At 70.0% G+C, this 25154-nt stretch carries 23 protein-coding genes; 16 read left to right on the top strand and 7 right to left on the bottom strand.

The features are described 5' to 3' along the window. The 6 genes from O5M90_RS03245 to O5M90_RS03220 are packed head-to-tail and all read left to right on the top strand — an operon-like array spanning position 1 to position 6897. Positions 1 to 3618, top strand: coding sequence for a DUF748 domain-containing protein (locus tag O5M90_RS03245; protein WP_269841454.1), 3618 nt, complete (start codon positions 1 to 3; stop codon positions 3616 to 3618). Positions 3619 to 3671: 53 nt separating this feature from the next. Further along, positions 3672 to 4205: a peptide-methionine (S)-S-oxide reductase MsrA gene (gene msrA, locus O5M90_RS03240; protein ID WP_137943476.1), complete on the top strand. Its 534-nt coding sequence runs from the start codon at positions 3672 to 3674 to the stop codon at positions 4203 to 4205. Between the two features lie 10 nt (positions 4206 to 4215). Then, the gene (locus O5M90_RS03235) at positions 4216 to 4884 is read left to right on the top strand and encodes an ABC transporter ATP-binding protein (protein ID WP_269841455.1); all 669 of its coding nucleotides are present in this window, start codon (positions 4216 to 4218) and stop codon (positions 4882 to 4884) included. Further along, a complete protein-coding gene (locus O5M90_RS03230; RefSeq protein WP_440401809.1) occupies positions 4881 to 6089 on the top strand; it encodes an ABC transporter permease in 1209 nt (402 codons plus the stop codon). The genes O5M90_RS03235 and O5M90_RS03230 overlap by 4 nt, the downstream gene beginning before the upstream one ends. Positions 6090 to 6110: 21 nt before the next feature. After that, a complete protein-coding gene (locus O5M90_RS03225) occupies positions 6111 to 6386 on the top strand; it encodes a hypothetical protein (RefSeq protein WP_269841457.1) in 276 nt (91 codons plus the stop codon). Beyond that, the gene (locus tag O5M90_RS03220) at positions 6376 to 6897 is read left to right on the top strand and encodes a DUF3299 domain-containing protein (protein ID WP_269841458.1); all 522 of its coding nucleotides are present in this window, start codon (positions 6376 to 6378) and stop codon (positions 6895 to 6897) included. The genes O5M90_RS03225 and O5M90_RS03220 overlap by 11 nt, the downstream gene beginning before the upstream one ends. Before the next feature lie 27 nt (positions 6898 to 6924). On the opposite strand, the gene pdxH is transcribed toward O5M90_RS03220, so the two are convergent. Beyond that, entirely contained in the window at positions 6925 to 7563 is a 639-nt protein-coding gene (pdxH, locus tag O5M90_RS03215; RefSeq protein WP_262972846.1) for a pyridoxamine 5'-phosphate oxidase, read from the bottom strand. A 145-nt stretch (positions 7564 to 7708) separates the two neighbouring features. On the opposite strand from pdxH, the gene O5M90_RS03210 reads away from it, so the two are divergent. Beyond that, positions 7709 to 8329, top strand: a complete 621-nt coding sequence (locus O5M90_RS03210) for a nucleotidyltransferase family protein (protein WP_262972847.1) — start codon at positions 7709 to 7711, stop codon at positions 8327 to 8329. Here the strand turns inward: O5M90_RS03210 and O5M90_RS03205 are convergent. Continuing rightward, entirely contained in the window at positions 8306 to 8956 is a 651-nt protein-coding gene (locus O5M90_RS03205; protein WP_269841459.1) for a gamma-glutamylcyclotransferase, read from the bottom strand. The two genes, O5M90_RS03210 and O5M90_RS03205, sit on opposite strands and share 24 nt — an antisense overlap. A gap of 52 nt (positions 8957 to 9008) precedes the next feature. Here O5M90_RS03205 and O5M90_RS03200 point away from each other — a divergent pair, with 52 nt between their 5' ends. Further along, positions 9009 to 9929, top strand: a complete 921-nt coding sequence (locus O5M90_RS03200) for an acyltransferase (protein WP_269841460.1) — start codon at positions 9009 to 9011, stop codon at positions 9927 to 9929. A gap of 6 nt (positions 9930 to 9935) precedes the next feature. Here the strand turns inward: O5M90_RS03200 and O5M90_RS03195 are convergent, their stop codons facing one another. Then, positions 9936 to 11498 carry a methyl-accepting chemotaxis protein gene (locus O5M90_RS03195; RefSeq protein WP_269841461.1) on the bottom strand — a complete coding sequence of 521 codons (1563 nt, stop codon included), beginning with the start codon at positions 11496 to 11498 and terminating at the stop codon, positions 9936 to 9938. A gap of 211 nt (positions 11499 to 11709) precedes the next feature. Between O5M90_RS03195 and edd the strand changes: the two genes are divergently transcribed. Together edd and eda are read left to right on the top strand one after the other, a co-directional pair. After that, positions 11710 to 13530 (top strand): phosphogluconate dehydratase, encoded by a 1821-nt coding sequence (edd, locus tag O5M90_RS03190; protein WP_269841462.1) that lies wholly within the window; start codon positions 11710 to 11712, stop codon positions 13528 to 13530. An 11-nt stretch (positions 13531 to 13541) separates the two neighbouring features. Continuing rightward, the gene (gene eda / locus O5M90_RS03185; RefSeq protein ID WP_440401808.1) at positions 13542 to 14168 is read left to right on the top strand and encodes a bifunctional 4-hydroxy-2-oxoglutarate aldolase/2-dehydro-3-deoxy-phosphogluconate aldolase; all 627 of its coding nucleotides are present in this window, start codon (positions 13542 to 13544) and stop codon (positions 14166 to 14168) included. Here the strand turns inward: eda and O5M90_RS03180 are convergent. Then, on the bottom strand, positions 14157 to 14699 hold the full coding sequence (locus O5M90_RS03180) for a PaaI family thioesterase (protein ID WP_262972852.1): 543 nt from the start codon (positions 14697 to 14699) through the stop codon (positions 14157 to 14159). The genes eda and O5M90_RS03180 overlap by 12 nt on opposite strands. 72 nt (positions 14700 to 14771) lie before the next feature. After that, positions 14772 to 16382, bottom strand: a complete 1611-nt coding sequence (locus O5M90_RS03175) for a methyl-accepting chemotaxis protein (RefSeq protein ID WP_269841463.1) — start codon at positions 16380 to 16382, stop codon at positions 14772 to 14774. Between the two features lie 137 nt (positions 16383 to 16519). Here O5M90_RS03175 and O5M90_RS03170 point away from each other — a divergent pair, with 137 nt between their 5' ends. Next, positions 16520 to 17146 carry a chloramphenicol acetyltransferase gene (locus tag O5M90_RS03170; RefSeq protein ID WP_269841464.1) on the top strand — a complete coding sequence of 209 codons (627 nt, stop codon included), beginning with the start codon at positions 16520 to 16522 and terminating at the stop codon, positions 17144 to 17146. Here O5M90_RS03170 and xth read toward each other — a convergent pair whose 3' ends face one another. After that, a complete protein-coding gene (gene xth, locus O5M90_RS03165; RefSeq protein WP_269841465.1) occupies positions 17147 to 17923 on the bottom strand; it encodes an exodeoxyribonuclease III in 777 nt (258 codons plus the stop codon). Between the two features lie 134 nt (positions 17924 to 18057). Between xth and O5M90_RS03160 the strand changes: the two genes are divergently transcribed. The 5 genes from O5M90_RS03160 to O5M90_RS03140 all read left to right on the top strand — a co-directional run bounded on the left by O5M90_RS03160 (position 18058) and on the right by O5M90_RS03140 (position 24616). After that, positions 18058 to 19104, top strand: a complete 1047-nt coding sequence (locus O5M90_RS03160; protein WP_269841466.1) for a ligase-associated DNA damage response exonuclease — start codon at positions 18058 to 18060, stop codon at positions 19102 to 19104. Between the two features lies 1 nt (position 19105). Further along, the gene (locus O5M90_RS03155; RefSeq protein WP_269841467.1) at positions 19106 to 20767 is read left to right on the top strand and encodes an ATP-dependent DNA ligase; all 1662 of its coding nucleotides are present in this window, start codon (positions 19106 to 19108) and stop codon (positions 20765 to 20767) included. A gap of 2 nt (positions 20768 to 20769) precedes the next feature. Beyond that, complete coding sequence (locus O5M90_RS03150; protein ID WP_269841468.1) at positions 20770 to 23361, top strand: ligase-associated DNA damage response DEXH box helicase; 2592 nt, start codon at positions 20770 to 20772, stop codon at positions 23359 to 23361. Continuing rightward, complete coding sequence (gene pdeM / locus O5M90_RS03145) at positions 23358 to 24050, top strand: ligase-associated DNA damage response endonuclease PdeM (RefSeq protein ID WP_269841469.1); 693 nt, start codon at positions 23358 to 23360, stop codon at positions 24048 to 24050. Before O5M90_RS03150 ends, pdeM begins: the two co-directional genes overlap by 4 nt. A gap of 77 nt (positions 24051 to 24127) precedes the next feature. Next, a complete protein-coding gene (locus tag O5M90_RS03140; protein WP_272644384.1) occupies positions 24128 to 24616 on the top strand; it encodes a LapA family protein in 489 nt (162 codons plus the stop codon). Positions 24617 to 24620: 4 nt separating this feature from the next. Here the strand turns inward: O5M90_RS03140 and O5M90_RS03135 are convergent, their stop codons facing one another. Further along, positions 24621 to 25154, bottom strand: coding sequence for an OmpA family protein (locus tag O5M90_RS03135; protein WP_269841470.1), 534 nt, complete (start codon positions 25152 to 25154; stop codon positions 24621 to 24623).

Genomic DNA, 25154 nt, shown 5'->3' with positions numbered 1-25154 from the left:
ATGTCATCCCTCATCGCTCGTCCCTGGTTGCGGCGTCTGGCCGGCTCGGTCCTCGTCGTTCTTGTTCTGTGCGGCCTGGCCTGGTGGGCAGTGCCCTGGTGGGTCGAGGGTGCCGGCATGCGTCTGGCCAGCCAGGCGCTCGGCCGCGAAGTCCGCGTAGAGAAGGCGCGATTCCAGCCCTGGCGCCTGGGTCTGGTGCTGGAAGGGGTCCAGGTGGCCGGCGCTGCGCCCGGCGAGGCGGCCTTGCTGGAGATTGCCAGCACCGAGGCGACGCTGTCGCTGCGCTCGCTCTGGCATCGCAGCCCGGTGCTGGACTCGCTGCACATCGAGCGCCCGCTGCTGCGCCTGAGCCGCGTGGCCGACGGTCGCTACGACATCGACGATCTGCTCAAGCGCTGGAGCCAGCCTGCGGCAAAGGCGGAGCCCGAGGGCGGGGCGAGCCTGGCGCTCTACAACCTCAGCCTCGCCGGGGGCCAGGTCTTGCTGGACGACAAGCCGATGGGACGGCGCCACGAGCTGAGCGATCTGCGCATCGATCTGCCCTTTGTGTCCCTGCTCGATGCCCATGTCGAGGTCCGTGTCGAACCGCGGCTGTCGGGTCGGCTCAATGGTGTGGCCTTCGGTTCCAAGGCCCAGGCCCTGCCGTTCGCGCAGACGCGGCAGGCGCGGCTGGACTTCAGCCTGAAGGGTTTCGATCTGGCGCCGTATCTGGCGTACTGGCCCCGGCAGCTGCCGCTGCGGCCCGAGCGCGGCCAGCTCAGCGCCGAGCTGCAGCTGCTGTTTTCGCAGCCGCCGGGCCAGGTGCCCGAACTCAAGCTCGGTGGCCGCATCGATGTCGACGAGGTGGGTCTGGCCCTGGGAGAGCACAAGTCCTGGCTGGTCTGGGACAGGCTGCAGCTGGGGCTGGGCGATGTGCAGCCGCTGAAAAAGCAGCTGCTGCTCGACACGCTGGTCTGGACCGGGCCGAAGCTGGCCTTGCAGCGCGATGCCGCCGGCCGCCTGTTGCTGCCGCAGTTTGCCGCAGAGCCGCCGGCCAAGCCCGGGCCCGACGCGCCGTCCGCCTGGCGTTTCGCGCTGAAGCAGTTCGAGCTGCGCCAGGCCGGCCTGGCTTGGCGCGACGACTCCTTGCGACCGGCGGCCGAGCTGGGCCTCAGCGATCTGGGGCTCAAGCTCAGCGCGCTGAGCTGGCCCTTGCGCGACAAGACCGGCCTGAGCTTCGAGGCCAAGCTGGACAAGCTCAAGGGTGGCAAGCCCGCCACCCTGTCCGGCAGCGGCGAGCTGACGGCCGAGGCCCTGAGCCTGACGGGCCAATGGCAAGACCTGGCCCTCGAATGGTTGTCGCCCTATCTGCAGGCCGAGCTGCCGCTGGTCATGCAGGGGCGCCTGGCGGGCCAGTTGCGGCTCGATCTTGCCCAGCCCCTGGTGGCCGATGCCGGGCAGCGCGCCAAGCTGACGCTCACGGGCATCAAGCTCGATGCGCTGCGGGCCCAGCAACTGCTGGCCGGCAGCGGCCGGCAGGAACTGCTCAGCATGGCGGAGCTGAGCCTGGATGAGCTGGTGCTGGAGCCGGCGGCGCGCCGCCTGGCACTGGGCCAGCTGAGCCTGCGCGAACCGCGCCTGGCCCTGCAGCGCTCGGCCGATGGCGTGCTGAGCGCGCTGGCCTTGATGCCGACCAAGGCCGCAGAGCCGGGGGCGCCCTGGTCGACCCAGTTGGCGGCGTTGGCGATCGATGGCGGCGCGCTGCGTTTTACCGATGCGGCCGTGCAGCCGCTGGCCGGCGTGCCCGGCCAGCCCCATCTGCTGGTGCTGGAACAGCTGCGGCTGCGGGCGCAGAAGCTGGGTCAGGCGCGTTCGCCGCTGCAGCTGTCGGCGCAGCTGGGCCGGCCTGCCGGTGGACAGCGCCGCAGCGGGGGCGCGGCGGCCGCCATGCTGGGCAAGCTGCAATGGGAGGGCGAGCTGGCGCTGTCACCGCAGCTCTCGGCGCGGGGCAACCTGCGCGCCGAGCGATTGCCGCTGCAACTGCTCGACCCCTATCTGGACCCGGCGCTGGGCCTGCATCTGCGCCGCGCCGAGGCGGGTTTTCGCGGCACGCTGGCGCTGGCGCAAGGCCCTCAGGGTCTGGCGGCACAGGCGCAGGGCGATCTGCTGCTGGCTGATCTGCGGCTGCTGCATACCCGGACCGAGGCCGATGGTGCGCGCCGCATCGATGAAGAGCTGCTGAGCTGGCAGGCCCTGAATCTGGCCGGCCTCAAGCTGGACCTGCGGCCCGCCACCCCGCTGAAGCTCGATATCGGCGAGGCCAGCCTCAGCGACTTCTACGCCCGACTGATCATCGATGAGCAGGGGCGTTTCAATCTGGGTGAACGTGCACCCAAGCCTGCCGCTGCCGCCCCGCCCGCTGCCGGGCCGGGTCTGCAACTGCAGATCGGCCAGACCCGGCTGGCCGGCGGCAGCGTGGATTTCAGCGACCGCTTCGTCAAGCCCAATTACAGCGCCAAGCTCAGCGAGCTGCGCGGCAGCCTCGGTACGTTCGCCAGCGGCCAGACGCAGATGGCGCCGCTGAACCTGAGCGGCAAGGTGGCCGGCACCGGGCTGCTGGAGATCAAGGGCGAGCTGAATCCGGCCGGTGCACCGCTGCTGATGGACATCCAGGCCAGCGCCACCGACATCGAGCTGGCGCCGCTGTCGCCCTATGCCGGCAAATACGCCGGCTATGCGATCGATCGCGGCAAGCTCTCGACCCGCGTGCACTACCGCATCGCGCCGGGCGGCGCCTTGCAGGCCGACAACCAGCTGGTGTTGAACCAGCTGACCTTTGGCGAGCGTATCGACAGCCCCGATGCCACCAAGCTGCCGGTGCTGCTGGCCGTGGCCTTGCTGAAGGACGGCAATGGCGTGATCGATCTGAACCTGCCGGTCAGCGGCTCGCTGGATGACCCCGAGTTCAGCATCGGCGGCCTGATCTTCCGGCTCATCGTCAATCTGCTGGGCAAGGCGCTGACCTCGCCGTTCTCGCTGCTGGCCGGTGGTGGCTCGACCGACCTGAGCCAGGCCGAGTTCCTCCCCGGCAGCACCGGCCTGGCCGACAGCGCGCCGGCCAATCTGGACAAGCTGGCTAAGGCGCTGGCCGATCGGCCCAGCCTCAATCTGACGCTGACCGGTTGGGCCGACCCGGCGGCCGAGCGTGCGGCGGTGCAGGCGGCCAAGGTCGAACAATCGCTGCTGGCCGAGCGCCGCCGCGAGCTGCGCCGCCAGCAGAACGCCAGCGGCCAGGCGGCCGCCGAGGCCGGCGCCCTCCAGCTCAGCGAAGCCGAGCGCCAGCGCCTGCTGCGCGTGGTCTACAAGGCCAGCAGCCTGCCGAACCGGCCGCGCAATCTGGTCGGCATGCTCAAGGAGGTGCCGATGGCCGAGATGCAGGCCATGCTGGCGGCCAGCCACGAGGTCAGCGAGGAGGCGCTGCGCCAGCTGGCGCTGCAGCGCGCCGTCGTCGTGCGCGACGCGCTGATTGCCAAGGGCGTGGCGAACGCCCGGCTGTTCCTGGCCTCGCCCAAGCTGCACGCGGCCGAGGCGGGCAAGACCTGGACCCCGCATGTGGAGCTGGCGCTGGCGACGCAGTGAGCGACTCTGGGCTATGCTGGCGGCCCCAGCCCAGCCCCACTTTCGATGACAGCATGAGCCACACAGACACCATCACCCTTGGCGGAGGCTGCTTCTGGTGCCTGGAGGCGGTGTATGAGCGTGTGCGCGGCGTGACTGCGGTGGAGTCGGGTTACTGCAATGGGCATGTCGACCGCCCCAGCTACGAGCAGGTCTGCTCGGGCCGGACCGGCCATGCCGAGGTGGTGCGGGTCAGCTTCGATGCGCAGCTGATCTCGCTGCGCGAGATTCTCGAGATCTTCTTCACCATCCACGACCCGACCACCTTGAACGCGCAGGGAGCCGATGTCGGCACCCAGTACCGCTCGGGCATCTACTACCGCAGTCCCGAGCAGCTGGCGGTGGCGCGCGAGGTGCTGGACGAGATCCAGGCCTTCCACCAGGGCCGGGTCGTCACCGAGCTGCTGCCCGAGCGCAACTACAGCACCGCCGAGGCCTATCACCAGCACTACTACGCCCGCAACCCCGAGCAGGGCTACTGCGCTTTCGTCGTCGCCGGCAAGGTGGACAAGTTTCTGGCGAGCTTTGCGCGCCATGTGCGAGAGTGACTGAGCGACCATGATAGTGCTGCAGGGCCTGCGCTACCGCTATGCGCAGGGACCGGAGATTGCCTTTGCCGACCTCAGTCTGCCACCCGGCCAGGGTCTGCTGCTGCGCGGCGCCTCGGGCAGCGGCAAGTCCACCCTGCTGGCCCTGATGGCCGGCCTGCTCAGCGCCAGCGCCGGCCGGCTGGAGATGGCCGGCGCCGAGCTGGGGCGCTTGAGCCCGCGCCAGCGCGACGCCTGGCGCGGCGCCTGCCTCGGTTTTGTGCCACAGCGCCTGCACCTGAGCGCGGCGCTGACGGTGCGCGACAACCTGGCCTTGCCTTATCTGAGTGCCGGCCTGCCCGTGGATCACGCCCGCATCGACGAGCTGCTGCAGTGCCTGGAACTGCAGGCCCTGGCGCCGCGCCGGCCACATCAGCTCAGCCTGGGCCAGGCCCAGCGGGTGGCACTGGCGCGCGCGCTGCTGCGCCGCCCCAAGCTGCTGCTGGCCGATGAACCGACCGCCAATCTCGATGACGAGAGTGCCGGCGCTGCTTTGAACCTGCTGAGCCAGGCCGCACGGGAGCAGGGCGCGACCCTGGTGCTGGCTACCCACGACAGCCGGGTGGCGCAAGCGCTGGGCGGCGAGCTGCAAGACATGCGGCTGCCCAAACTGATGGCGATGAACGAGGCCGCGCGATGAACAGTCTGGCAAGCCTGGCCTGGCGCTATCTGTGGGCGCGGCCGCTGGTGTCGGCGCTGAATCTGCTGCTCTTGAGCCTGGGCTTGGCGGCGATCAGCTTTGTGCTGCTGGTCAGCGAGCAGATCGAGGGCGGGGTGCGGCGCGATCTGGCCGGCATCGATCTGGTGGTCGGCGCCAAGGGCAGCCCGATGCAGATCATGCTGGCCGGGGTGTTCCATCTCGATGTGCCGACCGGCAATATTCCGCTGGCCACGCTGGACGAGCTGCGCGCCCAGCCGCTGGTGGCGCGCGCGGTGCCGATCTCGCTGGGCGACAGCCTGCGCGGCTTTCGCATCGTCGGCACCACGCCCGACTATCTCGAGCTCTACCAGGCCCGGCTGGCTGCGGGGCGGCTCTGGCAGCAGCCGCTGCAGGCGGTGCTGGGTGCCGAGGCGGCGCGCCGCACCGGGCTGAAGCTGGGCGACCGCTTTGCCGGCAGCCATGGCCTGGGCGAGCAGGGCCATGAGCACGGCGAGCATCGCTACACCGTCGTCGGCCTGCTGGCCGAGACCGGCGGCGTGCTGGACCGGCTGGTGCTGACCGATCTGGCCTCGGTCTGGCAGGTGCATGAGGATATGCATGCGGTCGATGCCGATGACCGTGCGGCGCTGGAGGCCGAGCGCGAGATCACAATGGCCCTGCTCAGCTACCGCAGCCCGCTGGCCGCGATCGCGCTGCCGCGCTGGGTCAATGCCCAGGACGGCCTGCAGGCTGCCGCGCCGGCGCTGGAGACCGCCAGGCTGCTGCGCATGGTGGGCGTCGGCACCGAGGTGTTGCGCGGTTTTGGCGCGGTGCTGCTGCTGGCGGCGGCGCTGTCGGTCTTTGTCGCCCTGCTGCATGCGGTGCGTGAGCGTCAGGGCGATCTGGCGATGCTGCGCATGCTGGGCGCGCCGGCCTGGCGGGTCGCGGCCCTGGTCAGCCTGGAGGGGCTGTGGCTGGCGCTGCTGGCCAGCGTTCTGGGCCTGGCCCTGGGCCATGGCTTGACAGCCTTGCTAGGCTGGGTGCTGGCGTCGCAGCAGTCGCTGCGCATCAGCGGCAGTGGGTGGTCGGCCTGGGAGGCCCTGGTGCCGGCGCTGGCCCTGCTGCTGGCCCTGGCCAGCGCGGCCTGGCCGGCCTGGCGGGCCTACAAGCTGGATGTGACCGAGCTGCTGCAAGCCCCTCATTGAACCGAGCAACAAAGGAATGCGATGAATAACAAGCACCTCGTGCTGGCGGCCTTCTGGCTGGCGGCCGGCCTCAGCGGCGCGGCCCAGGCACAATCGAAGCCGGCGCCGGCCAAGCCCGCGCTCAGCGAGCACGCGAAGAAGGACATTGAACGCCACCGTGCGATGTCCAAGGCCCATGAGGACGCGGCGCGCTGCCTGGAATCGGGCGAGACCGAGGAACGCTGCCAGAAGACGCTGCTGGCCGCCTGCCGCGGTCTGGCCATCGGCAAGTACTGTGGGTTGAAACATGAACATTGAACGACTGTTGCGCCATGTCCCGTTGTTGCTGGCGGCCTGCCTGAGCCTGGGTGCGCAGGCTCAGCAACAGCCATCGAGCAATGCCGCCACTGCGCTGGGCCAGGGCCCCGGCTATCACGACCCGCGCAGCCCCATCAAGCCCTTGCAGGAGCGCGAGGGCGTGGTGTCCTGGCCGTTGCTGTCCTCGGTCACCGTCAAGGCCGAGAAAAAGCGGCTGGTGCCCAGCTTCCCGGCCGGCGTGCAGGCGCTGGACAAGCAGAAGGTCAAGGTGCAGGGCTTCATGATGCCGCTGGAGCCGGGCGACAAGCAGCGCCATTTCCTGCTGTCTTCGGTGCCGACCAGCTGCTCGTTTTGCGTGCCGGCCGGCCCAGAAGGCCTGATCGAGGTGCGCAGCAAGACCCCGGTGCGCTACACGCTGGAGCCGGTCACGGTCGAGGGCCAGATGGCCGTGCTCAGCAACGATCCCTACGGCCTGTTCTACCGGGTGCTGGACGCGCAGCCGGCCGAGTAGGCCGGATAGGCTGGTTAGGGGCCGCGTTCAGGGCGCCAGCCGCTCGCGCAGCCACTGGCCGGTGTCGCCGAGCCGGTAGCTGATGCGGTCATGCAGGCGCGACTTGCGGCCCTGCCAGAACTCCCAGCGCTCCGGCACCAGGCGATAGCCGCCCCAGTGCGGCGGGCGTTCCGGGTTCAGACCATGCTGGACGGCGGCCTTGGCCGCATTGGCCACCAGCACCGCCCGCGAGCTGATCACCTGGCTTTGCGGCGAGGCCCAGGCGCCCAGGCGCGAGTCGAGCGGGCGCGAGCGGTAGTAGGCATCGGACTGGGCCGCGTCGACCCGCTCGACCCGGCCCTCGATGCGCACCACCCGCTCCAGCTCCACCCAGTGGAACTGCAGCGCCGCGAAGGGATGGGCGGCCAGTTCGCGGCCCTTGCGGCTGTCGTAATTGGTGTACCAGACGATGCCGCGCTCGTCACAGTCCTTGATCAGCACGATGCGGGTCGACGGCCGGCCATCGGCGCCCACCGTGGCCAGCGTCATCGCGTTCGGCTCGGGCAGCTCGGCCGCCAGCGCCTGCTCCAGCCACAGCTTGAACTGGGCCAGCGGCCGGTCCGCCACCTGGGTCTCGTCGAGCTCGCCGAGCTCATAGCTTTTGCGTAGATCAGAGAGTTTGCTCATGGGAGCAGTATGCCCCGAGCGCGTAGAAAGCCTTAGGTAAACGCCCCACTGGCAGGGCTACAGGGCGGTGGGCATGCTGTCATCCGTAGTCACGGGCGAACCGGCACAGACCGGCCTCGGGGGATTTTGTGAAGGATCAGGGCGAATGATGAAACGACGGCCGGTAGTCGTCGTGCTGGCGGCAGGACGGGGCATGCGCTTTCGTGGCCAAGGGCACAAGCTCGAGCAGGCGCTCGGGCCGGAGACCTTGTTGTCTCAAACCCTGAAGAATGCCGTCCAGACCGGCTTGCGGGTGGTGGTGGTGACCAGCGAAAGCCTGGCCGGCGCGGTGCGCGACACGGTGGCCGTGCGCGACATCATCGTGATGCCCGAGCTCGACGAGAAGGGCCGCCCCAGCCCGGTCGGCATGGGGCATTCGATCGCGGCCGGTGTGGCCGCGACCGGCGACGCCGAGGGCTGGCTGATCGTGCCGGCCGATATGCCGATGCTGCGCGCCAGCAGCATCCTCAGGGTGGCCGAGGGGCTGGAGCAGTACCCGATCAGCTTTGCCCAGTACAAGGGCCGGCGCGGTCATCCGGTGGGCTTCAACGCCGAGCTGTTCTCCGAGCTGGTCGGGCTGCAGGGCGACGAGGGCGCGCGCCGGCTGATCGCGCGCTACCCCTCGCAAGGCCTGGAGGTCGACGACCCCGGCGTGCTGCTGGACATCGACACGACCGAGGACCTGGCGCGGCTGCGCGCGTCCTCAGCCTCCGCCTTGCCCGACTGACTCGCGCAGCGGCTCGCACAGCCCATGGCTGGCGGCCAGATGGTATTGGCGCTCCAGTTCGCGGTCGCGGATGCCGTGGCCGCGCAAGCTCAGCACGGTGCGCTGCAGATAGTCCAGCGTGCTGCCGTAACGGCCCTGGGCATGGCGGAACACCTGCAGGAGCTGGCCCTCATCGAGCGGGCCGGTCAGATGGCAGCTGCGGCGCGACAGCGTGAAGGCCAGCGCGCGCTGCTCGCCGAGCGCGCCATGGCAGCGCAGCCAGCGCGGCTCATACACCCCGGTCACCATCTCGCGCGCCCACAGCTGGCGCAGCGCGGCTTCGGCCTGCGCGGCCGCCACCCGGTACAGCAGGCCCTGGCAGCTGCCGCCCGACAGCAGGGCCAGCACCAGACCCGGCTGCTCGGGCGTGCCGCGATACAGCCGTGACTGCATGCGCAGCGCACGGTGGTAGCCGCGTACCCGTGCCAGCTGCTGCTCGGCCACCTTGATCTCGGGCCGCCAGATCAGCGAGCCGTAGGCAAACAGCCAGAGGTCCTGGGGCCGCCCCCCGGCGCGCAGCCGGGCCAGGTGCTGGGCCAGCAGCTGAGGACGTTGCAGGGTTTCATCATCCGGACATGAATCAGACATCGCGACATAATGCCAAAGAAGATCTTCCCGGGCTTGCGCTACATTGCGGGCCATGCTGAAGCTGATACCCGCTCCCTTGCTTGGCGCCTTGACCGGCCTGCTGCTCGCCCTGAACACCGTCACCGGCGTGGTGCTGATGATGCCGCTGGCCCTGCTCAAGCTCTTGCTGCCGCTGCCGGCCCTGCGCCGGCTGTGCAACGAGCTGCTCAACGGCATTGCGGCCGGCTGGGTGGCGGTCAACAACGGCTGGATCGCCCTGGTCAACCCGCAGCGCTGGGATGTGCAGGGGCTGGACGGCCTGAACCGGCGCGGCTGGTACCTGGTGTCGCCGAATCACCAGACCTGGGTCGATATCCTGGTGCTGCAGCGCATCTTCCACGGCCGCATCCCCTTTCTGAAGTTCTTCCTGAAGCGCGAGCTGATGTGGGTGCCGGTGATCGGCCTGGCCTGGTGGGCGCTGGACTTCCCCTTCATGAAGCGCGGCCGCAACGCCGCCTCGCAGGCGGCCGACCTGGCCACCACGCGCAAGGCCTGCGAGAAGTTCAAGACCATGCCGACGACGGTGATCAACTTCGTCGAGGGCACGCGCTTCACCGCCGCCAAGCATGCCGAGCAGAACGGTCCCTATCGCCATCTGCTCAAGCCCCGCGTCGGCGCGCTGGCGATGGCGCTGGCGACCATGGGCGAGCAGTTCGAGGCCATGCTGGACGTCACCCTGATCTACCCCGAAGGTGCGCCCAGCTTCTGGCAGCTGCTCAGCGGGCGCTGCGGCCCGGTGATCGTGCGGGTGCAGCAGCGGCCGATACCGGCCGAGCTGGTGGGCGGCAATCCGATGGAGGACAAGCGCCAGCTGGTGCGCATCTCCAACTGGATCAAGGGCCAGTGGAGCGACAAGGATGCGCTGATCGACAGCGTGCTGCCGGCCAAGGCCGGCGCAGCGGCCGCAACGCCCGCAGCGGCGCCGGCCGACTGAGCGCGCTCAGACGCTGAAGACCTGCACCGCCTGCGCGAGCCGGCCCGCCTGGTCCTTCAGCTGCTCGCTGGACGCCGCCATCTCCTCGACCAGGGCCGCGTTCTGCTGCGCCACCCGGTCGAGCTCCTGCACCTGCAGCTGCAGCTCGCTGATGTCCTGGCCGTCCTGACCCGAGCTCTGGTCCAGGCGCAGCATCAGGCCGCTCAGCTGCTGAATTTCGGCCACCATCTGCTGCAGGGTCTGGCCGGTCTCGCGCACCTGGTGCGAGCCGGCCTCGGTGCGCGCGGTGGTGTCGCTGATCAGGGTCTTGATCTCGCGCGCGGCCTCGCCGGCGCGCTGCGCCAGCGCCCGCACCTCGGAGGCCACCACCGCAAAGCCGCGCCCTGACTCGGCGGCGCGCGCCGCCTCCACCGCCGCGTTCAACGCCAGGATATTGGTCTGGAAGGCGATGCCGTCGATCACGCCGGTGATGTCGCCGATGCGCTGCGCGGCCGCATCGATACCTTGCATCGAGGCGATCACCTCGCCCATCTGGCTGCCGGCGCGCTGCGCCACGGCCCGCGTGCCGTCGGCCAGCGCGCGGGCCTCGCCGGCACTGGCGATGCGCAGGCGCAGGCGCTGCATCACCTCGTCGAGCCGGGCGCTGGCGCGCTGGGTGGTCGCTGCGGTCTCCTCGGTTCGGCTGGACAGGTCGAAATTGCCCTGGGCGATCTGGCCCGAGGCGGCGTGCAGCTCGTCGACATTGGCGCGCACCTCGCGCACCATGCCGGCCAGGCCGCGCTGCATGGCCTGCATATGGGCCATCACGCTGCTGCGATCGTCCTGCGCCACCTGCAACCGCTGGTTCAGTGCACCATGGGCAATGCCCTGGGCCACCTGGCGCACATCGCTGGGCTCGCCGCCTAGCGAGCGCATGATGCGGCCGCTGATCAGGCCGGCGATCACCGCCCCCATCAGGCAGGCCAGTCCCAGGCCCAGCCAGGCCGCCCAGCGCGCCTGGGCATAGCGCTCGCGGCCCTGCTCGTATTCGCGCCTGGCCACGTCCAGCTGCACCGCCACCAGCGCGTTGAGCTGATCGCTGAGCGGGTCGATCAGCTGGTAGAGCTGCTGGCCGGCCAGGCGGGCGAGGGCGGCCTCGTCGCCGGCCGCCAGCGCGGCCAGCAGCGCGCTGCGCAGGCGCTCGGCCTCGGCCAGCAGCGGCGTGATGCGGGCCACCAGGGCCTTCTCCTCGGGCACCAGATAGGTCTGGCTGTAAGCGCTCCATTGCCGGCGTATCAGCTCGCCGGCCGCCTCGATCTGGCGCGCCGCCGCGGCCGCATCGAGCTGGCCCAGCCGCACCTTGTGCGTGCTGTCGACCACGGTGACCGCGTAGGCATCGGCCACCGCCTTGATCTGCTGCAGCGGCACGACCCGGTCGTCATAGACCGTGCGCAGCGATTCGTTGGAGCGGGCCAGCATCGTCATGCCCGCCAGCGCGAGCCCCGACATCAGCAGGCACAGCACGGCGGTCAGCAGGGTCAGGCGGGCGCGCACGCTGGGGATGCGCGCAAACAAGGCGTCGAGCAACATGGTCTTCACTCCCTGAGTGGGCGCCCGAAGCCCGGGCCTGCATCTGAGGCAGGCTTGGTTCCGGCGGGCGCCAGCCGACTATATCGACCGCCGGAGACGGCGGCTAGCGCCCGCCGGCCGCGTCTTGTTCCCCTGATGTAACCTGCAGTCGGCCGGGATCTTGTAATATGGTTACCAATATTCAACCTGCCGAGTTACATCGGCCGACGGCATGAACAACACCCTCAAAGCAGTCACGGCACGCATCCGCGAACGCAGTGCCGCCACGCGCGGCCGCTATCTCGATGGCCTGGACAAACTGGCGGGCCGCAAGCGGGGCATCGAGCGCATGGGTTGCGCCAATGTCGCCCATGCGGTGGCCGCGATGCCGGCCAATGACAAGCTGCGCATCGTCGCCGAGAAGGCGCCTCATCTGGGCGTGGTGACCGCCTACAACGATATGTTGTCGGCCCACCAGCCTTACGAGGTCTATCCGGCCCTGATACGCGAGGCCGCCCATGCGCTGGGCGCCACGGTGCAGGTGGCCGGCGGCGTGCCGGCCATGTGCGACGGCGTCACCCAGGGCCTGCCCGGCATGGAGCTGAGCCTGTTCTCGCGCGACAGCATCGCGATGTCGACCGCGATAGCGCTGTCCCATGATGTCTTCGATGCGGCCCTGCTGCTGGGCATCTGCGACAAGATCGTGCCGGGCCTCTTGATCGGGGCCCTGCATTTCGGCCATCTGCCCTGCGTCTTCGTGCCGGCCGGGCCGATGAGCTCGGGCCTGTCGAACAATGACAAGGCCAAGGTGCGCGAGCAGTTTGCCCAGGGCAAGGTCGGCCGCGACGAGCTTCTGAAGGCCGAGTCGGCCGCCTATCACGGCGCCGGCACCTGCACCTTCTACGGCACGGCCAATAGCAACCAGATGCTGCTGGAGGCGATGGGCCTGCACGTGCCCGGCGCGGCCTTTGTCCATCCGCACGACGAACTGCGCGAGGCCCTGACCCGCGAGGCGGTGCGCAGCGCGCTGAGCATCACCGCCAAGCAGCGCTACACGCCGATCGGCAAGCTGGTCGACGAGCGCTGCATCGTCAATGCGATGGCGGCCCTGCTGGCCACCGGCGGCTCGACCAACCACCTGATCCACTGGGTGGCCGTGGCCCGCTCGGCCGGCATCCTGATCGACTGGAGCGACTTCTCCGAGCTCTCTGGCGTGGTGCCGCTGTTGTCACGCGTCTACCCGAACGGTGCGGCCGATGTGAACCAGTTCCAGGCGGCCGGCGGCCCCGGCTTCGTGATCCGCGAACTGCTCGATGCCGGGCTGATGCACGAGGACGTGCTGAGCGTGGCCGGCGAGTCGCTGCGCCCCTATGCCAAGGTGCCGACGCTGGCCGCCGAGGGTGCCCAGGTGGTCTGGCATGCGCTGCCGCCGGACAGCGGCGACGAGTCGGTGGTGCGCCGCGCCGCCGCGCCCTTCAGCGCCACCGGCGGCCTGAAGCTGCTGCAGGGCAATCTGGGCCGCTCGGTGATCAAGGTGTCGGCGGTGCCCGAGGACCGCCACATCGTCGAGGCGCCGGCGCGCATCTTCAATGACCAGGACTCGATGCTGGCCGCCTTCAAGGCCGGCGAGCTGGAGCGCGATGTGGTCGTGGTCGTGCGCTTCCAGGGGCCGCAGGCCAATGGCATGCCCGAGCTGCACAAGCTGACCCCGCCGCTGGCCGTGCTGCAGGGCAAGGGCTTCAAGGTGGCCCTGGTCACCGACGGCCGCATGAGCGGCGCCTCCGGCAAGATTCCGGCGGCCATTCATGTCTCGCCCGAGGCCCTGGCCGGCGGGCCGCTGGGCAAGCTGCGCGACGGCGATCTGGTCCGGCTGGACGCCGTCAGCGGCGAGCTGCTGGCCCTGGTGCCCGAGGCGGAATGGGCGGCCCGCGAGCAGGCCGCGATCACGCCCGAGCAGCGCGACGACAACGGCCACGGCCTGGGCCGCGAGTTGTTTGCCGGCATGCGCCGCAATGTCTTGAGCGCCGAAGAGGGCGCTGTCACCTGGTTGTGAAGAATCCAATGATGAACACCGATACCCTCAGCCTGGCCAGCCACGGCCCCGTCATTCCCGTCATCGTGATCCAGCGTCTGCAGGATGCGGTGCCGCTGGCCGAGGCCCTGGTGGCCGGCGGCGTCAAGGTGCTGGAGGTGACGCTGCGCACCCCGGTGGCCTTGCAGGCGATGGAGGCGATGGCGCGCGCCGTACCCCAGGCCATCGTCGGCGCCGGCACGCTGCGCACCGTGGCCGATGTCAAGGCCGCCCGCGACGCCGGCTGCCAGTTCGGCGTCAGCCCCGGCTACACCGACGCGATCGGCGCGGCCTGCCGCGAGCAGGGCCTGCCGCTGCTGCCGGGGGTATCGACGGCCAGCGAGGTGATGCAGGCCAATGCGGCCGGCTACGGCTTTCTGAAGCTGTTCCCGGCCGTGGCCGTGGGCGGTGTCAATCTGCTGAAGGCGCTGGCCGGGCCCTTTCCCGATGTGGCGTTCTGCCCCACCGGCGGCATCTCGCTGGCGACCGCGCCGCAGTTCCTGAGCCTGGCCAACGTCAAGGTCTGCGGCGGCTCTTGGCTGACCCCGCAGGACGCGGTCGATGCCGGCGACTGGGCCCGCATCACCCGGCTGGCCGCCGAGACCCACTCACTGCGGTAGATCGAAGACCAGGCAGGTCGTGCTCGCATGGGCATAGAGCTTGCCGTCGTGGCCGACCAGGCGCGCCTCCGAGGTCGCGACCTGGCGGCCGCTGTGGGTCACCGTGCCGATCGCGCGCACCAGCGGCACTTTCTCGCTCAGCGCGCGCACCAGGTTCACCTTGAACTCCAGCGTGGTGTAGCCGCGCCCGGGTTCCATTTTGGTGTGCACCGCGCAGCCCAGCGCCGAGTCGAGCAGGGTGGCGAACCAGCCGCCATGCACCGAGCCCAGCGGGTTGTAGTGGCGCAGCAGCGGCCGGCCTTGGAATACCGCTTCGCCGTCGGCCACCGAGATCAGCGTGAAGTCCAGGGTCTTGGCGATATGCGGCGGCGGCAGTTCGCCGTCCAGCATGGCCTGCATCACCTGCAGGCCGGTGCGGCCCTTGATCTGATCGGGCCGCGCCAGCCCCGGCTCGGCCAGCCGCGTACGCACGGCCGCCTCCTCATCGATCCATTGCTGCAAGAGCGCCTCGGGGCTGTTCTGATGATGCATTGCCGACTCCGTTGATGATGTCGGCGATTATTGCGAGTGTGTGCCTTCCTTGCTGGCGTGCGGGTCGTTCTCTCAGGCCGCACGGGCCTTGGCCTCGCGCCGCAGTGCCACCGCATCGGGCAGGGCGCCGGCGGATCGGCGGTCCAGCCTGAAGACCTGCAGCGCGGCCGCCACCTCGCCGGCCTGCTCCTGCAGCTGGCTGCCGGCACGGGCCAGCTGCTCCACCAGGCTGGCGTTCTGCTGGGTGATGCCGTCTAGGTGCTGGACCGCCTCGTGGATCTGCGAGATGCCCATCAGCTGCTCGCGGGCGCCGTTGTCGATGCCGCCGATCAGCTGGGTGAAATGCTCGACCGAGGCCAGGGTCTCGTCGATGCTCTCGCGGGCCTGGCGGGTCTGGCGCTCGCCGGCCTCGACCTTGGTCGAGGAGTCGTCGATCAGCTGCTTGATCTCGCGCGCCGCCGTGCTGCTGCGCTGGGCCAGCGCCCGCACCTCGGCGGCCACCACCGCGAAGCCGCGGCCATGCTCGCCGGCCCGGGCCGACTCGACGGCGGCATTGAGGGCCAGGATATTGGTCTGGAAGGCGATGCTGTCGATCACCTGGATGATCTCGCCGATGCGCTTGGACGAGCTCGAGATCCCGCCCATGGTGTCGGTGACCGAGTGCACCACGCCGGCGCTGCGGCGCGACACCTGGCTCAGCTGCCGGGCCACACCGCTGGCCTGCTGGGCCGCGTCGGAGCTGTGGCGCACGGTGGCGGTGATCTCCTCCATGCTGGCGGCCGTCTGCTCCAGGCTGGCCGCCTGCGACTCGGTGCGCTGCGCCAGATCCTGGTTGCCCTGCGCGATCTCGGCGCTGACCACGCGCATCTGCTCCAGCTCGCGGCGGGTGTCCGACACCAGCGCCCGCATATTGACGGCCAGCTGGCGCAGCGCGCCCTCCAGGCCGGCTACCTGGGCGTGCCGGCCCGGTTCCAGGGTCTGGCTCAGGTCGCCGGCGGCCAGGCGGTTCGCATAGCCGGTCGCATGCTCCAGCGCGGCGCGGCCCTGGGCGCAGGCCAGCGCGGCGGCGGCGAGGGCCGCCAGGCCCAGCAGCGGGAGGGCTACCGCCAGTCCCAGGTTCTGGCCCAGCAGCAGCCCCAGACCGCCGACCAGCGCATAGCCGGCGGCCCAGCGCAGCGCGGGCGCGAAGCGGCCGAGGCCGCGCAGCCGGCCGGCCAGGTCTTGCCGCAAGACCTGGCCCCGCTGCAGCACATGCAGCAGGGCCCCGGCCTGCTTTTCCGCCCGCATCGTCGTGTACAGCGCCTCGGCGGCGGCGATCTGCTCGCGGCTGGCCTCGGAGCGCACCGACATATAAGCGACCGGCTGATCGCCTTCCAGCAGCGGCGTGACATTGGCCTGCACCCAGTAGAAGTCACCGTTCTTGCGGCGGTTTTTTACCAGGCCCGACCAGGGCAGACCCGCGCCTATCGTGGCCCACATATCGCGGAAGGCCTCTTCGGGCATGTCGGGGTGGCGTATCAGGTTGTGGGGCTGGCCCAGCAGTTCCGAGCGCTCGAAGCCGCTGACGGTAACGAAGGCCGCGTTGCAATGCAGGATGCGCCCCTTCAGGTCGGTGGTCGACACCAGGCTTTGCCCGCTCGGGAAGGGATATTCACGCGAGGTGACGGGAAGGTTGTTACGCATCAAAAACTCTCCAAGGCCGCGCCCGCACAATGGGCGACCCGACAAGAATGTCAGGGTTATTACGGCCCCGGCTTGATGCAGCTCAAGTCGCGGCGGGCTGGTAGCGCCGCCATTGCCACTGCCGGTACGATGTCACGATGCCCAGCCATCTTGATCTTGACAACTGGCCGCGCCGTGCGGCATTCGCGCATTTCGCCGGCCTGAGCCAGCCTTTTTTCAGCTTGTGCGGTCGCGTCGACGTCAGCGCCCTGCAGGCCCGGGTCGCTCAGCATAGTGGCGCGACCCTGTTCCTCGCCTATCACCATGCGGCCTTGCGCGCGGCCAATGAGGTAGAGGCCTTTCGCTACCGCCTCGACGAGGGCCGGGTGAGTGTGCATGAGCAGGTGGACGGCAGCACCACGGTGCTGCGCGAGGACGAGAGCATCGCGTTCGCGACCCTGCCTTACGAGCCTGACTTCGGGCGCTTTGTCGAGCGCGCGCTGCCGCTGCTGGCCATCGCCAAGGCCGGCGGCGCCGGCCCGCTGGAAGACGCCGATTCGCAGGCGATGATCCATATGACCACCATCCCCTGGCTGGCCTTCACGAGCTTCAGCCACGCGCGCGGGCCGGCGGCGCTGGACTCGGTGCCCAAGCTGGCTTTTGGCAAGTTCAGCGAGGAGGGCGGTCGGCTCTGGATGCCGGTGGCCGTCGAGGTGCACCACGCGCTGATGGACGGCCTGCATGTGGGCCGTTTCTATGAGGCCATGCAGCGGGCGCTGCGCTGATCAGACCTCGATCTCGACGATCACCGGCGCATGGTCGCTGGGGCGCTCGTTCTTGCGCATCTGCCGGTCGATCACGCATGACTTGACCCCGGCCCGCAGTGCCTCGCTGACCAGGATGTGGTCGATGCGCAGGCCCTGATTCTTGCGGAAGGCGAGGTTGCGATAGTCCCACCAGCTGTAGCTCTTGGGCGCCTGCTCGAACAGCCGGTAGCTGTCGACCAGGCCCAGGTCCAGCAAGGCTTGGAAGTGGGCACGCTCCTGCGGCGAGCAGTGGGTCTGGCCGATAAAGGCGGCCGGGTCGTAGCAGTCGCGGTCCTCGGGGGCGATATTGAAATCGCCCATCAGCACCAGCTTCGGGTGTGCGTTCAGCTCGCCGGCCAGCCAGCCCCGCAAGGCCTCCAGCCAGGCCATCTTGTAGACGAACTTGTCGCTGTCCAGCGCCTGACCGTTCGGGAAATAGCCACCGATCACGCGCACGCCGGCCACCGTGCCGGCGATCAGCCGGGCCTGCTCGTCGGCATAACCGACGATGTTCTTGACCACGTCCTGGGCCGGCTCGCGGCTCAGCAGCGCGACGCCGTTATAGGTCTTCTGCCCGAACCACTGCACCTGGTAGCCGGCCGCGCCGATCTCCAAGGTCGGGAACTTGTCGTCGGTCAGCTTGGTTTCCTGCAGCACCAGCGCATCGACCGGGTTGGCGGCCAGCCAGTCCAGCAGCTGCGGCAGGCGCACGGCCAGGGAGTTGACATTCCAGGTGGCGAACTTCGAGACGGCCATGGCTTGGTTTTCTGCTGAGAGTTGTGGGGTTTGGGCTGCCAAGCCGGCTGTCGCCGACCGGCCAAGGTCAATGGTCGCCATCCTACAAGGTGGCGTCCTACAGCGCGCGCGCTGCCGCGCCCTTACCATCAGCCATGGGTTTCGACAACGATCTCATCGTCGCCCGCCCCGAAGGGCTGTACTGCCCGCCCGGCGATTTCTATATTGATCCGTGGCGTCCGGTCGACCGGGCGGTGATCACCCATGCTCACAGCGACCATGCCCGCGTTGGCCACTCCCACTACCTGGCCCACCATGGCAACGCGCCCATCCTGCGCCGCCGGCTCGGCGAGGACATCACGCTGCAGACCCTGGGCTACGGCGAGGTGGTCGAACACCACGGTGTGAGGCTCTCGCTGCATCCGGCCGGCCATGTGCGGGGCTCGGCCCAAGTGCGGCTGGAGCACGGCGGGCGCGTCTGGGTTGCCTCGGGCGACTACAAGCTGGAGGACGACGGCACCTGCGCGCCCTTCGAGCCGGTGCGCTGCGACACCTTCATCACCGAATCGACCTTCGGCCTGCCGATCTACCGCTGGCCCAGTCAGGCCGCGCTGTTCGCCGAGATCCGGGCCTGGTGGCAGGGTAATGCCGAGGCGGGGCGGCCCTCGGTTCTCTATGCCTATGCGCTGGGCAAGGCGCAGCGTCTGCTGCATGGCTTGCGCGATGCGGGCATCGGCCCCATCGTCGCCCATGGTGCGGTCGAGCCGCTGAATGCGATCTATCGTGCGGCCGGGGTCACCTTGCCCGATACGGTCAGTGTCGGCGACGTGGGCTTGGACAAGGCCGCGCTCGGTCGCGCGCTGGTGATCGCGCCGCCCTCGGCCGGCCGCTCGCCCTGGATGCGGCGCTTCGGTGACTACTCGGATGCCTTCGCCAGCGGCTGGATGCAGCTGCGCGGCACGCGCCGGCGCCGCGGCGTGGACCGCGGCTTTGTCGTGTCCGACCATGCCGACTGGCCCGGCCTGCAGCGCGCGATCATGGCCAGTGGCGCGGAGCGTGTCTTCGTCACCCATGGCCAGGTGGCGGTGATGGTGCGCTGGCTCAGCGAGCAGGGCTTGCAGGCCCAGAGCTTTGCGACCGAGTACGGTCACGAGGACGAGGACGCGCCGGCGGCGGCCGCCGCTGCGGGCGAGGCCGGCTGAGATGGAGGCCTTCGCCGCGCTCTATCGCGCCCTCGACGCGTCGACCGCCAGCTCGGCGAAGCAGGCCGCGCTGCAGGCCTATCTGCGCAGCGCGCCGCCGGCCGATGCCGCCTGGGCCGTCTATTTCCTGGCCGGTGGCAAACCGCGTCAGCTGGTGTCGAGCAAGCTGCTGCGCGGGCTGGCGCGGCGCGCCGCCGGCCTGCCGGAGTGGCTGTTTGACGAGAGCTACGAGGCGGTCGGCGATCTGGCCGAGACGATGGCGCTGCTGCTGCCCGAGTCCGGCGCCAGCACCGAGCTGCCGCTGGCCGACTGGATGGCGCAGCACCTGCTGCCGCTGCGCGGCCTGGCGCCGGAGGTCTTGGAAGCCCGGCTGGCCGAGCAATGGCAGCTGCTGGCCGCCTCTCAACGCCTGGCCTACTTCAAACTGATCACCGGCAGCCTGCGCGTCGGCGTCTCGCGGCTGCAGGTCACGCAGGCGCTGGCCGCGGTCAGCGGCATCGATGCCAAGCGCATCGCGCAGCGACTGATGGGCTACACCCACATCGGCGCGCGGCCCGGTGCCGCGGACTATCTGGCGCTGATCGCACCCGCTGATTCGGCGGATGCGGTCGATTCGGTCGGCGGCCAGCCCTATCCCTTTTTCCTGGCCCACCCCTTCAACTTGCCCCTGGCCCAGTTTGACGCGACGCTCGGGCCGCCGAGCGACTGGCTCGTGGAATGGAAATGGGACGGCATCCGTGCGCAGCTGGTCAAGCGCGAGGGTCAGGTCTGGCTCTGGTCGCGCGGCGAGGAGCTGATCAGCGACCGTTTTCCCGAGCTGCAGCAGATGGGCACGGTGCTGCCGGATGGCACGGTGCTGGACGGCGAGATTCTGGTCTGGCACGAGGCCCAGACCCAGCCGCGGCCCTTCGCCGAGCTGCAGCAGCGCATCGGCCGCAAGAGCTTGAGCGCCAAGCTGCTGCGCGAGCTGCCGGCGGTGCTGTGCGTCTATGACCTGCTGGAAGCGCAGGGTCAGGACTTGCGCGGGCAGCCGCAGCAGGCGCGCCGCGCGCAGCTGGAGGCCCTGATCACCTCGCAGCCCCGGCCTCAGCTCGTGCTGAGCCCGCCGCTGCGCGGCGAGAGCTGGGCCGATCTGGCCCGGCAGCGCGAGCAGGCGCGCGCGCTCGGCGTCGAGGGCATGATGCTGAAGCGCCGCGACGCGCTGTACGGGGTCGGCCGCACCAAGGACGTCGGCATCTGGTGGAAATGGAAGATCGATCCGCTGTCGGTCGACGCCGTGCTGATCTACGCGCAGCGCGGCCATGGCCGCCGCGCCAGCCTCTACACCGACTACACCTTCGCGGTCTGGAGCGGCCCGCCCGAGGATCCGGCGCGCCAGCTGGTGCCGTTCGCGAAGGCCTACTCGGGGCTCAGCGACGAGGAGATCCGGGCGGTGGATGCCATCATCCGCAAGACCACGGTCGAGAGCTTCGGCCCGGTGCGCAGCGTCACACCGAGCCTGGTGTTCGAGCTGGGCTTCGAGGGCATCGCGAAGAGCAGCCGGCACAAGAGCGGCATCGCGGTGCGCTTCCCGCGCATGCTGCGCCGGCGCGAGGACAAGCCGGTCGACGAGGCCGATACGCTGGCCACGCTGCAGGCCTTGCTGAATGGGGAGGCCGACTGACGATGGCCCCCTCACGCAAGGCCAAGCCGAGCCCCGCCGAGGACTGGCTGCGCGAGCGCGGCTGGCAGGCCTTCGGCTTCCAGCCCGAGGTCTGGCAGGCGCTGGCCGAGGGCCGCAGCGGGCTGCTGCATTCGAGCACCGGCAGCGGCAAGACCCTGGCGGTCTGGCTCGGCGCGCTGCAGCAGTTCGGCGGCCTGCCCGGTACCGGCGCGCCGGCGCTGACCGTGCTGTGGATCACGCCGATGCGCGCGCTCGCGGCCGACACCCTGCGTGCGCTGCAGCAGCCGCTGCCCGCGCTGGCGCCCCGCTGGAGCAGCGGGCTGCGCAGCGGCGACACGGGCTCGGCCGAGCGGGCCCGCCAGGACCGGCGGCTGCCGACCGTGCTGGTGACGACGCCCGAGAGCCTGTCCTTGCTGCTGGCGCGCGCCGATGCGGGGGAGGTGCTCAAGCAGGTCCGGCTGGTCGTCGTCGACGAGTGGCACGAGCTGCTGGGCAACAAGCGCGGCGTGCAGACCCAGCTGGCGCTGGCGCGGCTGCGCCGGCTCAATCCGCAGCTGCAGAGCTGGGCGCTGTCGGCCACGCTGGGCAATCTGCCCGAGGCGCTGCGCGCGCTGACCGGCGTGCCGGCCGACGACCTCCATCCCGCGCCGCTGCTGGTGCAGGGCGAGACCGACAAGGCCTTGGTGATCGACACCTTGCTGCCTGCGTCGGCCGAACGCTTCGCCTGGGCGGGCCATATGGGGCTGCGCATGCTGCCGCAGGTGGTGCAGGCCATCGAGGAGAGCAAGAGCTGCCTGGTCTTCACCAATATGCGCTCGCAGGCCGAGCGCTGGTACCACGCGCTGCTGGAGGCGCGGCCCGACTGGGCCGGCGTGCTGGCCCTGCACCATGGTTCGCTGGACCGCGAGCTGCGCGACTGGGTGGAGCTGGGGCTGAAGGAGGGCCGGGTCCGCGCGGCGGTCTGCACCTCCAGCCTGGATCTCGGCGTCGATTTCCTGCCGGTCGACCGCGTGCTGCAGATCGGCTCGGCCAAGGGTGTCGCGCGTCTGCTGCAGCGCGCCGGCCGCTCCGGCCATGCCCCGGGCCGGCCCTCGCGCATCACGCTGGTGCCCACGCACAGCCTGGAGCTGGTCGAGGCGGCCGCCGCGCGCGACGCGGTGTTGGCCGGCCAGATCGAGGCCAGACCCTCGCCGCAGCAGCCGCTGGATGTGCTGGTCCAGCATCTGGTGACGATCGCGCTGGGCGGGGGCTTCAAGCCCGACGCGCTGTATGCCGAGGTGCGCAGCAGCGTCGCCTATCAAGACCTGTCCCCCGAAAACTGGCAGTGGTGCCTGGACTTCGTGCGCCAGGGCGGGCCCGCGCTGGCGGCCTATCCCGACTACCGCCGCGCCGCGCCCGATGAGGAGGGGGTCTGGCGGGTGGCCGACGCACGCCTGGCGCGGCGCCATCGCAGCAATATCGGCACCATCGTCAGCGACGCGGCGATCAGCGTGCAGTACCTGGGCGGCGGCAAGCTCGGCACGGTGGAGGAGAGCTTCGTCGCCCGGCTCCAGCCCGGCGACTGTTTCATGTTCGGCGGTCGGCTGCTCGAACTGATCCGTGTCCACCAGATGACGGCGCTGGTCAAGCGCGGCACGGCCGGCAGCGCCGCACTGCCGCGCTGGAACGGTGGCCGCATGCCGCTGTCCAGCACGCTGGCCGATGCGGTGCTGCGCAGGCTGGAGGCGGCCGACACCGGCCGCTTCGACACGCCCGAGATGCAGTGCGTGCGGCCGCTGCTGGACCTGCAGAAAGCCTGGTCGGCGCTGCCGACGCCGCAGACCTTGCTGGCCGAAACCTGGAAGAGCCGCGAGGGCTGGCATCTGTTTCTCTACCCCTTCGCCGGCCGGCAGGTGCATCTGGGCCTGGCCGGGCTGCTGGCCTGGCGCGCGGCGCAGCCCGAGACCGGCACCTTCTCGATCGCGATGAACGACTACGGTTTCGAGCTGCTGAGCGCCAAGCCCATCGACTGGGCGGCGCGGCTGCCGGCGCTGCTGGCGCCGCCGGACGATGCCGGCGCGCTGCTGCCCCAGGTGCTGGCCAGCCTGAACGCGACCGAGCTGCAGCGGCGGCGCTTCCGCGAGATCGCGCGGATTGCCGGGCTGATCTTTCAGAGCCATCCGGGCGAGCAGCGCAGCAACCGCCAGCTGCAGGCCTCGGCCTCGCTGTTCTTCGAGGTCTTCCAGCAGTACGACCCGGCCAACCGCCTGCTGGCCCAGGCCGAGCAGGAGCTGCTGAGCCAGGAGCTCGATGTGCGCCAGTTGATGGCCGCGTTGACGCGGATGCAGGGCCAGGTCTTGCGCGTGCAGGCGCTGAAGAAGCCGACGCCACTGGCCTTCCCGCTGCTGGTCGAGCGCTTCCGCGAGAAGCTGAGCAATGAGGCGCTGAGTGATCGCATCGCGCGACTGGTGGCCGAGCTGGAGCACAGCGCCGGCGGCGCAGCGGCCGTCAGCGCCGAGCAGGCCAAGGCCGCGCTGGCGCTGGACTCGTCCAGCCCGCCGCCGGCGCCGCAGCAAGCCGCGCGCGAGCGGCGCCGGCCAAGGGTGCGACCATGAACGAAGCGACGCCGGCCGGCGCGCTGGGCCTCGATCTGGCCGGCGAGCGTGTCGACTTGCTGCCCGAACGCGCGCTCTGGTGGCCGCGCGAGCGCACGCTGGTCGTCGCCGATGTGCATCTGGGCAAGGCCGCGAGTTTTCGCGCCCTGGGCCTGCCGGTACCCAGCGGCACCACCCGCGAGAATCTGCAACGCCTGTCCACGCTCGTTCAAAGCCTGCGGGCGGACCGGCTGCTGGTGCTGGGCGATCTGCTGCATGCGGCGGCGGCGCAGCAGCCTCAGGTGATGGCGCCGCTGCAGCGTTGGCGCGAGGCCCATGTGGCGCTGGACTGCCTGCTGGTGCGCGGCAATCACGACGGCCATGCCGGCGATCCGCCAGCCGCGCTGCGCTTCACGGTGGTCGACGAGCCCTACCGGCTCGGCCCCTTCGCCGCCTGCCACCACCCGCAACGGGTGGCGGGCAGTCTCGTGCTGGCCGGGCATCTGCACCCGGCCGTGCTGCTGCGGGGACGCGTACATGAGCGCCAGCGCTTGCCCTGCTTTGTCTGCAACGAGGGTCTGCTGATCCTGCCCGCCTTCGGCGCCTTCACCGGCAGCACGACGCGGCATCCGGGCGGCCACTGCTACGCGATCGGTGCGGGCCGCGTCTGGGCGCTGCCGGCGAGCCCGCGCGAGGCCAGCCTTGGATGACCTGCACCAGGGCGGCCGATGGTGTTAGGGTCACGCGATGGCGGTGAATCGTCACCGTCTGTCGATCGGGAGAATGAATGATGAATTTGCGTGCCGTCGCGATTGCCGTGGTGCTGGCTTTGCTGGCGATTTTTGCAATGCTGAACTGGGTGCCGTTCACGACCCCGACACCGCTGACCCTCGGTTTCACCGATGTGAATGCGCCGCTGGGCCTGATCATGCTGGTCGTCACCGGCGGGGTCAGCGCCTTGTTCCTGATCTACATCCTGTTCCAGCAGGCCGGTGTGATCATGGAGTCGCGCCGCTTTGCCAAGGAGCTGAAGGCGCAGCGCGAGCTGGCCGATCAGGCCGAGGCCTCGCGCTTCACCGAGCTGCGTGGCTTTCTGGAGGCCGAGCTGCGCCGCATCGAGGCGCAAAGCGCCGCGGTCGGGCGTGAGACGGCGGCCCGGGTCGAGCAGCTGGAGCAGCGGCTGCTGCAGCAGCTGGGCGAGTCGACCCGCAGTCTGTCGGCCTATGTCGGCGAGGTCGACGACAAGCTGGACCGCGCCTTCCCGCGACCGAGCTGATCGCTCAGGACGAGGGCGCGATCAACGCGACGCGCCGGTTCTGCGCGCGGCCACCCTCGCTGGCGTTGTCGGCGATCGGCTTGTCCTTGCCGAAGCCGCGGACCACCAGGCGTTCGGACTTCATGCCGGCACCGGCCAGCACCTGGGCCACGACGGCGGCGCGGCGCTGCGACAGGCGCTGGTTGTAGTCGGCCTCGCCGACGTTGTCGCTATGGCCCTCGATCCGCAGGCCGTCGATGCCCACCTCGCTGAGCGCGCGCGCGATGCGCTGCAGATTGGCGCGCTGCTGCAGATTCAGTTGCTCCGAGTTGAACTCGAACAGCAGGCTGGCCGCCAGACTCAGCTCCCAGCTGTCACCCTGGGCGACAAAGCCCAGCTCGCGAAAGACCTGGGTCTGCTGAGCGTTCCAGATCGAGGGCGCTGCCGCACCGGGTACGGAGGGGCCGGGATGCTGGCAGGCCTGCAGCGCAAGCCCGAACAGCAAGACCAGCAGGGACGACAGATAGCGCGGGGTGGGCAAGAGGGCGGTACTGCTCAT

It is taken from the genome of Paucibacter sp. M5-1 (assembly GCF_027498415.2).
Taxonomy (GTDB): domain Bacteria; phylum Pseudomonadota; class Gammaproteobacteria; order Burkholderiales; family Burkholderiaceae_C; genus Roseateles_E.
This window is presented reverse-complemented; position numbering and strand designations above follow the sequence as displayed.

Excerpts from the sequence above, each read along its gene's own strand:
- O5M90_RS03235 (WP_269841455.1), top strand. The coding sequence starts at position 4,216 with ATGATAGTGCTGCAGGGCCTGCGCTACCGCTATGCGCAGGGACCGGAG.
- O5M90_RS03205 (WP_269841459.1), bottom strand. The coding sequence starts at position 8,956 with ATGTCTGATTCATGTCCGGATGATGAAACCCTGCAACGTCCTCAGCTG.
- O5M90_RS03225 (WP_269841457.1), top strand. The coding sequence starts at position 6,111 with ATGAATAACAAGCACCTCGTGCTGGCGGCCTTCTGGCTGGCGGCCGGC.
- O5M90_RS03245 (WP_269841454.1), top strand. The coding sequence starts at position 1 with ATGTCATCCCTCATCGCTCGTCCCTGGTTGCGGCGTCTGGCCGGCTCG.
- O5M90_RS03230 (WP_440401809.1), top strand. The coding sequence starts at position 4,881 with ATGAACAGTCTGGCAAGCCTGGCCTGGCGCTATCTGTGGGCGCGGCCG.
- edd (WP_269841462.1), top strand. The coding sequence starts at position 11,710 with ATGAACAACACCCTCAAAGCAGTCACGGCACGCATCCGCGAACGCAGT.
- O5M90_RS03170 (WP_269841464.1), top strand. The coding sequence starts at position 16,520 with ATGCCCAGCCATCTTGATCTTGACAACTGGCCGCGCCGTGCGGCATTC.
- O5M90_RS03155 (WP_269841467.1), top strand. The coding sequence starts at position 19,106 with ATGGAGGCCTTCGCCGCGCTCTATCGCGCCCTCGACGCGTCGACCGCC.
- eda (WP_440401808.1), top strand. The coding sequence starts at position 13,542 with ATGAACACCGATACCCTCAGCCTGGCCAGCCACGGCCCCGTCATTCCC.
- O5M90_RS03150 (WP_269841468.1), top strand. The coding sequence starts at position 20,770 with ATGGCCCCCTCACGCAAGGCCAAGCCGAGCCCCGCCGAGGACTGGCTG.
- O5M90_RS03140 (WP_272644384.1), top strand. The coding sequence starts at position 24,128 with ATGATGAATTTGCGTGCCGTCGCGATTGCCGTGGTGCTGGCTTTGCTG.
- O5M90_RS03180 (WP_262972852.1), bottom strand. The coding sequence starts at position 14,699 with ATGCATCATCAGAACAGCCCCGAGGCGCTCTTGCAGCAATGGATCGAT.
- pdxH (WP_262972846.1), bottom strand. The coding sequence starts at position 7,563 with ATGAGCAAACTCTCTGATCTACGCAAAAGCTATGAGCTCGGCGAGCTC.
- O5M90_RS03200 (WP_269841460.1), top strand. The coding sequence starts at position 9,009 with ATGCTGAAGCTGATACCCGCTCCCTTGCTTGGCGCCTTGACCGGCCTG.
- pdeM (WP_269841469.1), top strand. The coding sequence starts at position 23,358 with ATGAACGAAGCGACGCCGGCCGGCGCGCTGGGCCTCGATCTGGCCGGC.
- xth (WP_269841465.1), bottom strand. The coding sequence starts at position 17,923 with ATGGCCGTCTCGAAGTTCGCCACCTGGAATGTCAACTCCCTGGCCGTG.
- O5M90_RS03160 (WP_269841466.1), top strand. The coding sequence starts at position 18,058 with ATGGGTTTCGACAACGATCTCATCGTCGCCCGCCCCGAAGGGCTGTAC.
- O5M90_RS03220 (WP_269841458.1), top strand. The coding sequence starts at position 6,376 with ATGAACATTGAACGACTGTTGCGCCATGTCCCGTTGTTGCTGGCGGCC.
- O5M90_RS03195 (WP_269841461.1), bottom strand. The coding sequence starts at position 11,498 with ATGTTGCTCGACGCCTTGTTTGCGCGCATCCCCAGCGTGCGCGCCCGC.
- msrA (WP_137943476.1), top strand. The coding sequence starts at position 3,672 with ATGAGCCACACAGACACCATCACCCTTGGCGGAGGCTGCTTCTGGTGC.
- O5M90_RS03210 (WP_262972847.1), top strand. The coding sequence starts at position 7,709 with ATGATGAAACGACGGCCGGTAGTCGTCGTGCTGGCGGCAGGACGGGGC.
- O5M90_RS03175 (WP_269841463.1), bottom strand. The coding sequence starts at position 16,382 with ATGCGTAACAACCTTCCCGTCACCTCGCGTGAATATCCCTTCCCGAGC.
- O5M90_RS03135 (WP_269841470.1), bottom strand. The coding sequence starts at position 25,154 with ATGAGCAGTACCGCCCTCTTGCCCACCCCGCGCTATCTGTCGTCCCTG.